8 protein-coding genes are annotated in these 13,539 nt (G+C 62.7%); 1 reads left to right on the top strand and 7 read right to left on the bottom strand.

What is annotated here, in order from left to right:
* Positions 1-72 precede the first annotated feature (72 nt).
* Positions 73-1,686: an IS1634-like element ISAs25 family transposase gene (locus C2U47_RS12115; RefSeq protein WP_049636888.1), complete on the top strand. Its 1,614-nt coding sequence runs from the start codon at positions 73-75 to the stop codon at positions 1,684-1,686.
* 168 nt (positions 1,687-1,854) lie between these two features.
* On the opposite strand, the gene C2U47_RS12110 is transcribed toward C2U47_RS12115, so the two are convergent.
* From C2U47_RS12110 to C2U47_RS12080, 7 genes are all read right to left on the bottom strand, one after another.
* Positions 1,855-2,535 (bottom strand): hypothetical protein, encoded by a 681-nt coding sequence (locus C2U47_RS12110; RefSeq protein WP_081000991.1) that lies wholly within the window; start codon positions 2,533-2,535, stop codon positions 1,855-1,857.
* Positions 2,536-3,060, bottom strand: a complete 525-nt coding sequence (locus C2U47_RS12105) for a biosynthetic peptidoglycan transglycosylase (RefSeq protein WP_158657413.1) — start codon at positions 3,058-3,060, stop codon at positions 2,536-2,538.
* A 32-nt stretch (positions 3,061-3,092) separates the two neighbouring features.
* A complete protein-coding gene (gene recD, locus C2U47_RS12100; RefSeq protein ID WP_103261665.1) occupies positions 3,093-5,147 on the bottom strand; it encodes an exodeoxyribonuclease V subunit alpha in 2,055 nt (684 codons plus the stop codon).
* An 8-nt stretch (positions 5,148-5,155) separates the two neighbouring features.
* Positions 5,156-8,770: an exodeoxyribonuclease V subunit beta gene (recB, locus tag C2U47_RS12095; protein WP_103261664.1), complete on the bottom strand. Its 3,615-nt coding sequence runs from the start codon at positions 8,768-8,770 to the stop codon at positions 5,156-5,158.
* On the bottom strand, positions 8,770-12,126 hold the full coding sequence (recC, locus tag C2U47_RS12090) for an exodeoxyribonuclease V subunit gamma (RefSeq protein WP_103261663.1): 3,357 nt from the start codon (positions 12,124-12,126) through the stop codon (positions 8,770-8,772). Before recC ends, recB begins: the two co-directional genes overlap by 1 nt.
* A 232-nt stretch (positions 12,127-12,358) precedes the next feature.
* Positions 12,359-12,751, bottom strand: coding sequence for a DoxX family protein (locus C2U47_RS12085; RefSeq protein WP_010675909.1), 393 nt, complete (start codon positions 12,749-12,751; stop codon positions 12,359-12,361).
* An 83-nt stretch (positions 12,752-12,834) separates the two neighbouring features.
* Positions 12,835-13,521, bottom strand: coding sequence for a pirin family protein (locus tag C2U47_RS12080; RefSeq protein ID WP_049636436.1), 687 nt, complete (start codon positions 13,519-13,521; stop codon positions 12,835-12,837).
* Positions 13,522-13,539: the final 18 nt, after the last annotated feature.

Genomic DNA, 13,539 nt, shown 5'->3' with positions numbered 1-13,539 from the left:
ATTTTGCTATTTTCAGTGCTTGACGGCGATCGGCCGTTCTGATCTATTACTCTCTTTTGCAGGTAGATCATCATGGCCGCACCCGCTATCTCGATCCGTAACCTCGATCACCTTGGTTTGGTCGCCGCACTCTGCCAGGAACTGGGCATTGCCCGCATGATCGATGCCTTGCTCCCCAAAACCCCGCCTTTCAAGGTCTCACATGGTGAAGCCTTGGTCGCCATGATAGTGAACGGCCTCGGCTTTCACAGCAGCACCCTGCACATGTTCCCGCAATTCTTCGCTAACAAGCCGGTTGAGCGCCTGATTGGCCCCGGGATCTGTGCTGATGACCTCAATGATGATGTGCTCGGTCGCTGTCTCGATGCCCTCTTTGAGGCCGATGTCAGCGCCTTGTATCAGGTGATGGCGGCGCAAGTTGTCGAGCGGCTGGGGCTCAAAAGCACCGCAGTGCACCTCGATATTACCAGCTTCCACGTCGATGGCGCCTATGACTGTGCCGATGGGGATCTGGTCGGTAAGCTGCAACTGGTGCGTGGTTATAGTCGTGATCACCGGCCAGAGCTGAATCAAGTGATCCTTGAGCTCATCTGTGAAAATCAGGCCGGCCTACCTGTCTATATGCAGGCCCTGAGCGGCAATAGTAATGACACCAAAGCCTTTGCCCAGACCGTTCGTCGCCATTTGAGCAGTCTCAAGGCCGCGCAGGAGTGCCGTTATCTGGTCGGCGATGCCGCACTGTACTGCGCCGATACCTTGCAATTACTGGCGCAACAGCAGCAACTATTTGTGACCCGGGTGCCCGTCACTCTCAATGAGGCAAAGCAGGCCGTGGCAACCATAGGTGCACAACCGCTGACCGCTCTGGGCAATGGCTATCATGGCCGTTGGCAACACGCGAATTATGCCGGGGTCGCGCAACGTTGGTTGCTGGTGCGCAGCGAACAAGCCAGCCACCGCGAGCAGCAGACATTGGCCAAAAACCTGCTCAAAGACAGTACCCGCGAGCTCAAAGCCTTCGCCAAATTGTGTGCCCGACGCTTTGCTTGTGAGGCGGATGCCCAAGCTGAGTTGAGCTGTTTTACCGCCAGCTTGATGCTGCTGCAACTGGATGCCGAAGTGGTAGGTGAACCCGTTTATACAGGACGTGGCAGACCCAAGCGTGGCGAAGAGCCAATTGGCCATCAGTTTCAAATCACTGGGTTGGCGGCAACTAGCCTGGCTTGCGTTGAAGAGGCCCACAACCAGACCGGGGTGTTCATCCTGGCGACCAATGACCACAGCGATACGCTGACCATGGCCGAACTTTTGGCCACCTATAAAGCGCAGCAGAATGTCGAACGGGGCTTTCGTTTTCTCAAGAGCCCGGAGTTTTTAACCTCCTCACTGTACCTGAAAAAGCCGGAGCGGATTGAAGCGTTGCTCATGGTGATGACCTGTAGCCTGATGATTTACGCAGCGTTGGAGCACCGGATCCGGCAGGGATTAGTGGAGCAGAATCGCAGTGTGGCGGATATGAAAAAGAAACCGACCCAGCAGCCGACGGCCCGTTGGATCTTTTTGCGCTTTGGTGGCATCCATGAATATCGACTGGGAGAAGCTCCGCCACAAGTAACGGAGCTAACAGGAGACCAGCAGATCATTTTGGAGGTATTGGGTGAGCGCTATCGGCAAATTTATTCCTAAATCAGGTGCGGAATGTCGGGTTTATTAAAAAAGGAGGAGAAGGGTCGGGGATAAGGGGAAGGAAAAAGAGATTACGCGGTAAACGTTGGGCTTCGCTACGCTCAACCACAACCTACACAATCGGTAGGTTGGTGATGAGCCTGAGAAACCCAACATACGATATTTCAACTATTGTCCTTGATGACTACTGTAGTCCACATTTAAAAATGTTTGAGTTATAAAATCATTCCATGTTTTATAACACCTTATACTCATATTTTTTACCTGAGGAGCACCTGTTGTCACCTCTAGACGTTTAGATAGTAACCACAGGGTTTGGGAAATCTCTCGTGTCCATCTATATGGTTCTAGGTTTGGTATTATCTTTGCATCAATAAACCCTCGAGCAAGATTGCGCTCCCCCCTAATTGCATTGTCCCTCCAAAAACCAGCTTCATTGTCATTCCTTGGTTTCACGACCTCGCTATAGTAATCTGCATACCATTGTTTAAACTCATCTTTTATTCTTGAGAAAAGACTCTCACTGACTATAAAAAAGTCCAAATCAGAGTGTAAACCAAACTTTTTACCAAGTTGCTTGGGTGATAGCGACTGTCCTAACCTAGCACTTCCAGTAATATTAATACTCTTTGGCTCAACATCCAGCTGAATACTTAACCATAATCTCACAGACTCATATATAAGGGGCGCATCTTTAAACGCATAAGGAACGCCTTCAGAAAGCCACTGAGTAGCGATAGCTTGTTTAGCAAACTGACCTCCAGACATAACAGCCTCAGCTATATGTGCTGCATCAGGGTATGTGCCAACGATATTTTTTAATGTTGGTGGGTTTTTGAATGGTTCCATTTAAACACCATTATTGTTAAGGGAATTATTCACAATATAAAAAGATCTTCGCTTTATCTTTGCATCTTGTATTGGATTCTGGAATCTAGACTGAGGATACTTTAATCTGGCAATCAAATCAGCCGCATCAACAAGGCTCATGTTTCCAATGTCTATTTTTAACTTGGTAGACGCATCAATAATGCCATGCATGTTCCAGCCAAAATAAGCCAACTGAAGATACTTGCTCAATATTTTCTCTCTACCGTAGATGCGTGTAATTTTCTTTGCTAGCAAAATCTCAATCACTTTTCTTTTTAATGTAACTTGATAGTTAGATGTAATAACTCTAACTAATTGCATCGCAATTGTAGAGCCACCCTCTCTATTTTTAAAAAAACCAGTTTTAACGATGGCTCTTAATAAAGAAAAATAATCAACTCCAGAATGATTCCAAAAACGATGATCCTCTCCTACCACCAGCGTATTTTTTAGCAAACGAGGGAGTTCGAGACAGCATTCATCCGCCATTGCTTTCTCTATCAACTTCCACTCTTTCGAAAATATATATTTCATGTTCAATCTAACAACCTCTCCGCCAATCCGGAATAACGCTCGGTCTTTTTCCGAACCGCCTGTGCCAGCAGGGCGCGATCGCCGTAGAGATCGAGGCGCGCCTTGGCGCGGGTGATGCCGGTATAGACCAGCTCGCGGGTCAGCAGCGGGCTGGGGCTGTCGGGCAGCACCAGCACGGTATGGGCAAACTCCGAGCCCTGGGATTTGTGAATGGTCATGGCGTAGACGGTCTCGTGGGGGGGCAAGCGGCTTGGCAAAAGCGCCCGCAGGGTGCCGTCCGGCTGCTCGAACCACACCTTGAGGCGGCCGGTGTCATCGGGCAGACAGAGCCCCATGTCGCCGTTGTAGAGGCCGACCCCGTGGTCGTTGCGCACCACCATCACCGGGCGGCCCGCATACCAGTCGCCGTCGCGGGCGATCAGCCCTGCCTTGGCGAGGGCCAGTTCGAGCCGCTCGTTGAGCCCCGTCACCCCGAAGGGGCCGTCCCGCAGGGCGCAGAGGATCTGGAAGCCGTTGAACGCCTTGAACACCGCCGCCGGATCCTCGCCGGCCCGGGCCGCCTTGAGGTAGCTGCCATAACCGGCCACGCCCTCGGCAATCAAGGCGTTGTAGGCCTCCCCCGCCCAGGGGTGCAGGCGGATGTCGCCAAATCCTGCGCCCCAGACCGCCTCCACCGCCGCCCCGTCGCCGCTGTTGCAGGCCCGCGCCAACTGGCCGATGCCCGAATGCTGGTCAAAGCGCCAGCTCTTGGAGAGCAAACAGAGGCTGTCGCGCACGCTGGCCCCCGCCGGCGTGCCTTGCAGGCGATAGCCGGTCTGGCGGGAGAGCCAATCCGCCTGCGCGGGGCTGATGCCCTGTTCGATAAAGCTGCAGATATCCCCGAGCACGGCCCCCGCCTCCACCGAGGCGAGCTGATCCTTGTCGCCGAGCAGGATGAGGCGGGCGTGGCGGGGCAGTGCATCCAGCAGGCGCGCCATCATGGGCAGGTCCACCATGGAGGCCTCGTCCACCACCAGCAAGTCCAGGTGCAGCGGGTTGCCTCTGTGATGGCGGAACTGGCTGCGCCCGGGGATCACCCCGAGCAGCCGGTGCAAGGTACCCGCCTCCGTGGGGATGGCCTCCACCCACTCGGGGGGCAGATCCAGGGCCTGCAGGGCAGCGCCGATACTCTCGGTCAGACGCGCCGCCGCCTTGCCGGTGGGGGCCACCAGCCGGATCGCCGGGGCCTTGCCCCCTTGCAGGCCGGTCTCCACCAGGATGGCGAGGAGCTTGGCCACCGTGGTGGTCTTGCCGGTGCCGGGGCCGCCGGAAATGACCGCGAAGGGGCGCGCCGCCGCCGTGGCCGCCGCCAGCTTCTGGCCGTTGCAGCAGAGCGCCTCGGGCACCAGGGTATCCAGCCGCTCCAGCTCGCTGGCTGCCTGGGCGCTTTTTAGCAGGGTCTCCACGGCGGGCCACTCCACCTCATGGGGGAAGACCAGATCCAGGTACTTCTCCACAAAGTGGTGGACGGAGAAATCCGGTGCGAGGCGGGCCTTGAGCAGGGCCCCGAACACCAGGCCGTAGTCGCGGGCAAAGAGGCGTGACAGGGCCGGGGCAATCTCCGGCCATTCGGCCCGTTCACTCAAGGCGCTAAGGTGGCGGGCCACCCCCAGCTCAAAGTCGTGGTAGCGGGTGAGGTAGAGGCGATCCCCCCAGAGTCGCAGGGGCCAGCGGGGGATCTCCCCCTCCTCCTGTTCGCTCCCCACCAGGGGGCTGGCCGCAAAGAGGGCGGGCCAGCTCGCGGGATCCGCGAGATCCGCCAGCAGATCCCGGCTCTGATCCGGATCCAGCCCGAAGGGGCGCGAGGATCCCTGCCCGTCACTGCCCTGAGCGAGCATCGCCAGCGGCAGGCAGACATGGCCGCGCCCCAGCTCATGGCAGGCGAGCGCGGCCCCCAGCACCAGCTCGGGGCTGCCGCCAAGGTCAGCCACCAGCCTGGCAAATTGCAGGTCAAGCTGGCGGATGCGCCCCGCCAGCGCCAAGGCTTTCAGCCGCTCTATCATGGTTTCGCCCTTCATCTCGCCCCTCATGCCTCTACCTTGTTCGATTTTTCTAAACGATGATCGTCAGATGTCACACCTTTACTAAACAACTCGTCCAGCCCCAGCACCAGTTCCCGGCTGGGCCTGGCATGGAAAATGCCCCCCTGGGGCATGCCGCGCAGGAAGAGATAGAAGACCCCGCCAAAATGCCGGTCGAAATCGTAGCCCGGCAGCCGCAAGGCGAGCAGCCGATGCAGGGCCAGCGAATAGAGCTGGTATTGCAGATCGTAGCGATGCTCGCGCATGGCCCGCTCCAGGGCCGGGCGGCCGTAATCGGCGGGGCTCATGCCAAGGTGGTTCGATTTGTAGTCGAGCAGATACCAGCGCCCCTGCCACTCGAACACCAGGTCGATGAAGCCCTTGAGCATCCCCTGCACGGTGGCAAAACCGAGCGGCTTGCCGCCCCGCGACAGGGGGTCGTGCTGCTGGCAGAGCGCGGTCAGCGCCGGTGCCGTCACCCGCCCCATGGGCAGGAAGAACTCCAGCTCCACCTGTTTGCGCTCGGGGGCCAGATCCCGCAGCCGCACCGGATCCCCAAGGCCGGTCTCAAGGGAGGTATCCAGCACCGCCTCCACCTGCTGTTGCAGCACGGGGGCCCAGCCTTCGTCGAACCCCTCCTGGGTCAGCAGGGCGGCGATGTGCTGTGCCAGCGACTCGCCCCCCGCGTGCTCGAAGTCGATGGTCTCGAACAGGCTGTGGAGCAGGGTGCCGGGACGCGCCCCCTTGGGGAAGGTGAAGATGGAAGGGGCGGGCGCCTCCTCTTCCTGCACGGTGACGGCAGCCTCGGTGGCCACCTCGTCATCAAAGCCGGGGTTGGCCAGCACCCCCTTGCCGTGGCCGTTGCCCTGGGCCGCGAGCCCGGAGTAGGAGCTGATCCACCAGTCCCGCTCAAGCTGCCCCTGGAACGCGCGCACGGTGGGCTCCCCCGGCGTCTCCGCTTCGGCGGGCAGCGGGGCCGGGCGGGTGAGCGAGGGCTCACCGACGGCCACCCCCGGCAGGGCCTGGGCCAGGTCGGTGAGGGCGGTCGCCAGTGTCCCGGCGTCCCCCTCCTCCCCCTTTTGCAGCAGGTAGCCGATGGCGGTGCGGTGCAGGTCGGTCTTCTCAGACTTGCCCGCCCCGGAGCGCACCGGCGCCAGCCCCAGCCAGGTGGCATAGACCCCCCGGGTCAGGGCCACGTAGAGCAGGCGCAAGTCTTCGGCGAGGCGCTCCTTGTCGGCCTCGGCAAGGGACTCCTCGGCGCCGGTGAGATCGAGCACGGTGCGATTGCCCGCCTCCCCCGTTTCGTGGAACAGGGGGGTGTCGGCGGCGCGGTGGCTGCAAATGAACGGCAGGAAGACCAGCGGGTACTCCAGCCCCTTGGATTTGTGGATGGTGACGATCTGCACCAGCTTGCGCTCGGACTCCAGGCGAAGTATCTGCTCCCCGTCCTGGCCGTTGGGCTGGCTCACCGCCTCCCCGAGCCAGCGCAGCAGGGCGTACTCCCCGTCCAGCTCGCCGCTCGCCTGTTGCAGCAGCTCGCCGAGATGGAGGAAGTTGGTCAGCCGCCGCTCCCCGTAGGGGCTCGCCAGCAGGGAGGCGGCGAGGTTGCGCCCGTGCATCAGGGCCCGCAGCATGGCCAGCACCCCGTGGCGATGCCAGACCGCGCGGTATCCCATGAACTCCTGCACCGCGCTCTCCCAGGCCCGCTCGTCCGAGGCCAGCGCGTCCAGGGCCCTGGCATCGAGATCGAACAGGCCGGTGGCGAGCGCTGCCCTAAGGCTTCGCTCATCGCTCGGGTTCTGGCAGGCGTGCAGGATCAGCAGGATCTCCCGCGCCTCCACCTGGGCCAGCACGCTCTCGCGGTTCGACAGATAGACGGAAGCGATGGCAAGGCGTGCCAGCTCCTGCTGCACCAGCTTGCCCTCGGCGCCGGTGCGCACCAGCACGGCGATATCCCCGGCCCTGACCGGCTCGCTGCCGAGCATCGCCTTGCCCTCCCGGGCCAGCGTGAGCAGGCGATGGATCTCCGCCGCCGTGGCGCGGGCCATCCTGCTCTGGTACTCCCCCTTGTTGAAGGTGGGCTGACCGGTGAGCTGCCAGCAGTGCAGCACGGGGGCGGTCTGCCCCTCGATCAGCAGTGCCCGGCTCTTGCCCTGCGCCTCCACCGGCAGGAAGGGGATGTCCGCCTCGTAGATGAAGGGATCCTTCGCCCGCTCGAACAGGCCGTTGACCGCCGCCACCAGGGCGCGGCTTGAGCGCCAGTTGCGCCCGAGGGTGTAGTGGGCGCTCACATTTCGCCGCGCCTGGATGTAGGTGAAGATGTCGGCGCCACGAAAGCCGTAGATGGCCTGCTTGGGGTCGCCGATCATCAGGAGCGCCGTGTCCTGGTGACCGCCGTAAAGGCGATGGAAGATGCGGTACTGCTGGGGGTCGGTATCCTGGAATTCATCGATCATGGCGACCCGGTAGGTGGCGCGGATGCGCTCGCACAGCCGCTCCCCCAGGCCCGAGCCGAGCGCCCCGTCGAGATCCCGCAGCAGATCGTCGAAGGAGAGCTGATGGGCCTGGCGCTTGCTCTCCTGCATTCGGCTGCGCACCACCCTGGCCGCCCGCTGCAAGACGAGATCCCGGATGCCGGGTCGGCTCGCCAGCAGGGCGTCTATCTCGCCAAAGAGCGGCAGGGTGGGCACCGCTCCCCCCTTCTTGAGGTTCTCCTCCAGCGCCTGCTGGCCGAAGCGCTCCAGCTCCTTGGGCAGGACGTAGCCGCTGGCCTCGTCCTGCGCCCAGTCGCCAATCTTGGCAAGCCAGCCCTCATAGTTCTTGCCGGTGTAGCGGCTGATCTGCCCCTCGGTCTGGCGGCGGATCTCGTCCGTCTGCGCCAGCCACCCGGCTTTCACCGCCCCGATGCGGGCCATGGCGACGCTGTGCCGCGCCGCCAGGGTCTCGTCCCCCGCCACCGGGCGGATCTCCAGCTCGTCGTTGTCGAGCCAGCTCCCCATCTCCCGCAGCAGGGCGGCGGGGCTCGGCCAGAGCCTTCGCACCGCCCGGGCCAGGGGCTGATCCACCGGATAGAACTCGGCGCGCCAGTAGTCACTCACCGCCTGCAGCCGGAGCCGGCTGTCGTCGGTCAAAAATTCGGTTTCAAAGAGGGCGCCCGACTCGAAGGCGTTCTGCCTGAGCATCCGCTGGCAGAAGCCGTGGATGGTGAAGACCGCCGCCTCGTCCATCTGCCGCTCGGCGGCCAGCAGGCGACGGGCCGCCAGATCGTGATCCTCCACCTCCACCAGCAGTTGGGCCAGCAGGGTATCCGTGCTGTGACCGCGCATAAAGGCGAGACGCGCCTCGTGGATGCGGGCGCGGATCCGCCCCCTCAGTTCGGCGGTGGCCGCCTCGGTAAAGGTCACCACCAGGATCTCGGTCACCGACAGGGGCCGCTCGTGGGCACAGGGCTGACCGGCGTCACCCCCCTCCTCGCCTGCTTGTTCGATAACCGGGCCGTGGCCCAGCAAGAGGCGCAGATAGAGGCCCGCGATGGTATAGGTCTTGCCGGTCCCGGCGGAGGCCTCGATCAGCCGCTCGCCATAGAGGGGAAAACGCAGGGGATTGAGCGGGTTAGCCATTATTGCAACTCCTCCAGCGCCTGATGGAGCGTGGTCAGGTGTTCACGGGCCAGCCCCTGCAACTGGGCCAGCACCTCGTCATCGAGTTCCGGGAAGCAGCGGGCGACATAGACGTCCTGCCCCTCTCCCGTCACCATGTAGCCGCCGTTGAAGCGGGCAAGCGCCGCCTTGTCGGCCTCCTCCGGCTTTGCCGGATCCTTCTCGATCGCCTTGAGCCACTCCCAGGCGGTGCTCGGGAAGAAGGGCAGCGGCCGCTTCATCCCCTGGGTCCAGAGGGCCACCAGGGCCGCCAACCTGGGCCGCGCCTCGTCCGCCGCAAGCCTTGGCAGCCGCAGACTCTGTTTGGCATCGAACAGCAGGGTGTCGCCGGGGACGCTGCTCAATGAGAGGCAAAGGTGCTGGATCCAGGCCAGCAGCAGATCCTTGCCGTTGAAGCTGCCGGGTTTGACCACCAGCGCTCGTCCCTTCTGGGTGTCTATCCAGCCCTGAAGCTGCCCCTGGGCCAGGGCGATGTCGATCTCCACCGCCTGTTTGTCCCCCGTCCAGGGACGCAGCCGCGCCGCCAGCTTGCCCATCTCGCCGTCGATCTCCTCCAGCAGCAGGCTGCCGAACCACCCTTGCGGCAGCAGGCCGGAGAGTTGCAGCCGGTGGCGACGGGCCTCGCTCTCCCCTTCGGTCAGATGGGCATCCAGCAGCAGCGCCTTGAGCTGATAGTGCTGCAGGCCGTCCAGCTCGAAGGGCTCGCTGTCTTCGATGGTCGCCTCCTCCAGCTCGAACCATACCTTGAGGCGGCGGTTGAGGAAGTACCTGGCGGGCTGGCGATAGAAGCGCAGCAGCTCCGCCAGCTCCAGCCCCTGCTCCCTGCCCCACTCCGCAGGCAGGGGCAGATCGCCGCTCTGGAAGTTGGCGGCCCCCCGCTCCGGGCTCAGGGCCGGCAGCCAGTCGGCGGCATAGGTGAAGAGACCGGAGCCGGGTTCGGGGTAAAAGTAGGCCGGGCTGTAGGGGGTGAGGGGGTGCGCCACGATCAGGTGTTCGAGCAGCCGCCGGCCCGAGGTGTCGTCGTCGAGATCTTCATCCCCCGCCAGCACGAAGCCCTGGCGCACGTAGTCGATGAGCTCCGCCAGCAGCACGGAGGGTACCTTCTCGCTGTTGTCCTGGGCGCTGAACCCCTGATAGCTGATGTAGAGCCCCTGCTGGGCACTGAGGAGCGCCTCGAGGAAGAGGTAGCGGTCGTCATCCCGGCGGGATCGGTCCCCGCGCCGCGAGGCCACCGCCATCAGATCGAAGCCCATGGGGGGCAGGGTGCGCGGGTAGACGCCGTCGTTCATGCCGAGCAGGCAGACCTGGCGGAAGGGGATGGAGCGCATCGGCATCAGGGTGCAGAAGTTGACCTGACCGGCGAGGAAGCGCTGGCTGGAGCGGGACTCCCCCAGCACGCTGCCGAGGTAGTCCTGCAACAGGTCGGCACTGATGGCCTGCTCGAAGCGGGCCTCGCCGAGCTGGGCCTGCCAGTCGGTGAGCTGGCTGCGAATGAGCTGGAGCTGGCGCTCTTCATCCTCGTCGGCGAGATAGAAGCGCTCCAGCAGCGCCAGCAGGCAGGCGTGCCATTCGGCCAGCGGCTGCGCCTGTTGCAGCCTGGGCAGAAACTCCGCCAGGGAGTCGACGAACCAGGCGAGCTTGCCGAGGATCAGCCCCTGCTGACCCTCGATGTCCGCATAGGGCAGGATCCCCGCCACCGGCTCCCCGTCCCCCATGGCAAAACCCAGCAGCATGCGCCGCAGGCCGAACAGCCAGCTGTTGCCGGACAGACGCGGCAGCGCGAAGCGCTCGGGATAGTCGTCATCCAGCCCCCAGCGGATGCCGGTCTCCTGCACCCAGCGCCGCAGCACGTTGAACTCGTCGTCGTCCAGCTCGAAGCGGCGCAGCACGGCGGGCACCTCCAGGATGGCGAGCAGCTCCCCCGCTCCGAAGCGGGCGTTCGGCAGCCTGAGCAGGGCGAGGAAACTTTGCAGCAGCGGGCTCTCCTGGCTCGCCGCCCGATCGGAGATCGCAAAGGGGATCTGGCCGCGGGCCCCGCCCCGCCCCTTGCCGCCCTCCTTGCCAAAAACGGCCTGGATGTAGGGACCGTAGCTGTTGACGTCCGGCATCATCACCACCACGTCTTTGGGGGTGAGGGTGGGATCCTGCTCGAACAGGGCCAGCAGCCGGTCGTGCAGCACCTCGAGCTCCCGCATGGGGCCGTGGCAGGCGTGGATCTGCAGGGTGCCGTCATCCAGGCTGACAGGGCTCTTGTGATGGCTGGCATCGAGACTGAACTCGCCAGCCCCCCGTTCCGCCAGCTCCAGCACGTCTTTCTGGATGGCCCGCAGCAAGGTGACCTTGCCCTCATCGTCGCGATCCTCGATGTCGACGAAGGCCTCGATCTGCGGCACCTCCAGCTCCATCAGCTGGTGCAGGTAGTCGCGCCCCAGCTTGCCCATGGAGGCGAGCAGCGGATTGGCAGGGCCCTGCAGGGTCTCGAGATCCGTGCCGGGCTTGAGCTTGTTTTCGAGGCGCGCCAGGGTCTTGCGATCGAGCAAATCCCCCCAGTAGTAGCGGCAGGGGTTGGTCACAAACAGGTGTACCTCCACCTCGGGGCGGCTGCCGAGGGCCAGCAGGGCCTCCACATAGCGGGGCGGCAGGGCCGAGATGCCGAACACGAAGACCCGTTGCGGCAGCCTGCCCGGCAGATCCCGGGTGCGCTCCAGCTCGTGGATGAAGGCCTCGTAGAGGTTGGCGCGGTGGTAGCCGCTGGGGCTGAGGGCCAGGGTGCGGGCCACCAGCTCGCGCCAGAGCTCGGGCTGCCAATCCTGACCGCTCACTCCGGCCAGCTCCTGGCTCAATCCTTCCCCCTCTTCCCAGCGGGCGATCCAGTCCGGCCGGTAGACCAGATACTGGTCGAACAGATCCGCCACCTTCTGGCAGAGCTGCCAGAGCCGCACCTGCTCCGGCACCGCCCCGTCACTGCCCCCCAGATAGGCCGCGAGGGGCGCAAAGGCGGGTCTGCCGAGCAGAGTGGGCAGAATGGTCATCAGGTGCCAGCTCATGGCCCCCTTGTTGTAGGGGCTCTGGCGCGGCACGTCCGCCAGCACCCGGGTGAACATCTCCCAGATGAAACTCGCGGGCAGGGGAAAGTCGATGTTGGCGGCGATGCCGAACGCCTTGGCCAGCTCCAGCTTGAGCCACTGGGCCATGCCGGGACTCTGCACCAGGATCTGCTCCCGATCGAAGGGGTGGGAGAGCGGAGCCTGCCGGATGCGGCTCACCAGCAGCTCCTTGAGCAGATCCAGCTGATTGGAGTGGTAGAGGGTAAACATGGACGACTCCCGCCAATTTCATGAAGAGGGGGTGCGCGGGGGGACACTCTCTGGCATTCCCGTCACGGCACGCGAATCGGGATTGTCAGGGATCGGGGGATAAGATGCAAAAGGCACTTGTGGCGTCCGGACTGCGCGCCGTCACACCGATGACATCCCCGGGAAGCGGGCACAAAAAAGCCGGTGCGGGGCACCGGCCAAAAGGCGTTGGAAAACTTGAAACGTCAGGGTATTACCAGTGCTTGCCGAGGCGGGCATCCAGGCTGAAAGCCCCTGCACCGGCCGCCGCCAGGGCCAGGAAACCACCGGCCACGGAGACGTTCTTCATGAACATCAGCATCTGCATCTGCTCGGCAGGCTGATAGTGGAAGATGAAGGCGGCCATCAGGGTGAAACCGGCCAGCAGCACGGAGAGGCTGCGGGTAAACAGGCCCAGCATGATGGCAAGACCGCCACCCAGCTCCAGCAGGATCACCAGGGGCAGCATGAACCCGGGCACGCCCATGGCTTCCATGTAACCCTGGGTACCGGCGTAACCGCCGATCTTGCCCCAGCCAGCCATCACGAACATCAGCGCCAGCAGTACACGACCCACCAGCAGTGCCACATCTTTCATCTTGTCCATCGTCATATTCCTTTGCTTACCATCATGGTATTTACAGTGTAAAAGCTAATTGTTAACTCATTCATTTCGCCAAGATTTTTCTATCAAGGCAGGTCAAACAGCAGGGCTTCACTCCCCCTGGAGGCGATGAGCACCCAGCTCGACTCGTCGCGGCTGAGCAGCCCGTCGCCGGGTCGGGCAGCCAGACCGTTGCCGGTCAGCTCCCCTGAAATCATGTGCAGGTAACCATGACGCCCTTGCAATGCCCACTCGAGGGTCTCCCCTTCGGCAAGCTGCAGCCGCCATACGCGGGCCTGCTGGCGGATCCTGAAGGATCCCGCCTCGCCGTCCGGTGACGCCACCAGCGTCATCCCGGGCTTGTTTTCAATCTTCTTCTGCTGATAACCCGGGGTCGTGCCGTGTTCATTCGGCTCGATCCAGATTTGCAACAGGGAGAGCGGCTCGGTCTGCGAGGGGTTGTACTCGCTGTGCCGGATGCCGGACCCTGCGCTCATCAGCTGGAAATCCCCCGCCGGGATCTGCTCGGCGTGGCCGAGGCTGTCCTTGTGCTCTATGGTGCCTTGCAGCACGCAGGTGAGGATCTCCATGTTGGCGTGAGGGTGGGTCGCGAAACCGCCACCCGGCGCCACCCGATCCTGATTGATGACCCGCAGGGCAGAGTGTCCCATCCATTCCGGGTCATAGTAGTGACCGAAGGAGAAGCTGTGACGGGCATCCAGCCAGCCAAAGTTGGCCTTGCCCCGTGCTTCTGCGGCTCTCAATTTCATCATGGTGTGCTCCTCACTGAC

It is taken from the genome of Aeromonas sp. ASNIH7, assembly GCF_002903485.1.
Classification (GTDB): Bacteria; Pseudomonadota; Gammaproteobacteria; order Enterobacterales; family Aeromonadaceae; genus Aeromonas; species Aeromonas caviae.
Note: the sequence above shows the minus strand (reverse complement) of the source record. Positions and strands in the feature narration are given on the sequence as shown.

Excerpts from the sequence above, each read along its gene's own strand:
- C2U47_RS12115 (WP_049636888.1), top strand. The coding sequence starts at position 73 with ATGGCCGCACCCGCTATCTCGATCCGTAACCTCGATCACCTTGGTTTG.
- C2U47_RS12110 (WP_081000991.1), bottom strand. The coding sequence starts at position 2,535 with ATGGAACCATTCAAAAACCCACCAACATTAAAAAATATCGTTGGCACA.
- recD (WP_103261665.1), bottom strand. The coding sequence starts at position 5,147 with ATGAAGGGCGAAACCATGATAGAGCGGCTGAAAGCCTTGGCGCTGGCG.
- recB (WP_103261664.1), bottom strand. The coding sequence starts at position 8,770 with ATGGCTAACCCGCTCAATCCCCTGCGTTTTCCCCTCTATGGCGAGCGG.
- recC (WP_103261663.1), bottom strand. The coding sequence starts at position 12,126 with ATGTTTACCCTCTACCACTCCAATCAGCTGGATCTGCTCAAGGAGCTG.
- C2U47_RS12085 (WP_010675909.1), bottom strand. The coding sequence starts at position 12,751 with ATGGACAAGATGAAAGATGTGGCACTGCTGGTGGGTCGTGTACTGCTG.
- C2U47_RS12080 (WP_049636436.1), bottom strand. The coding sequence starts at position 13,521 with ATGATGAAATTGAGAGCCGCAGAAGCACGGGGCAAGGCCAACTTTGGC.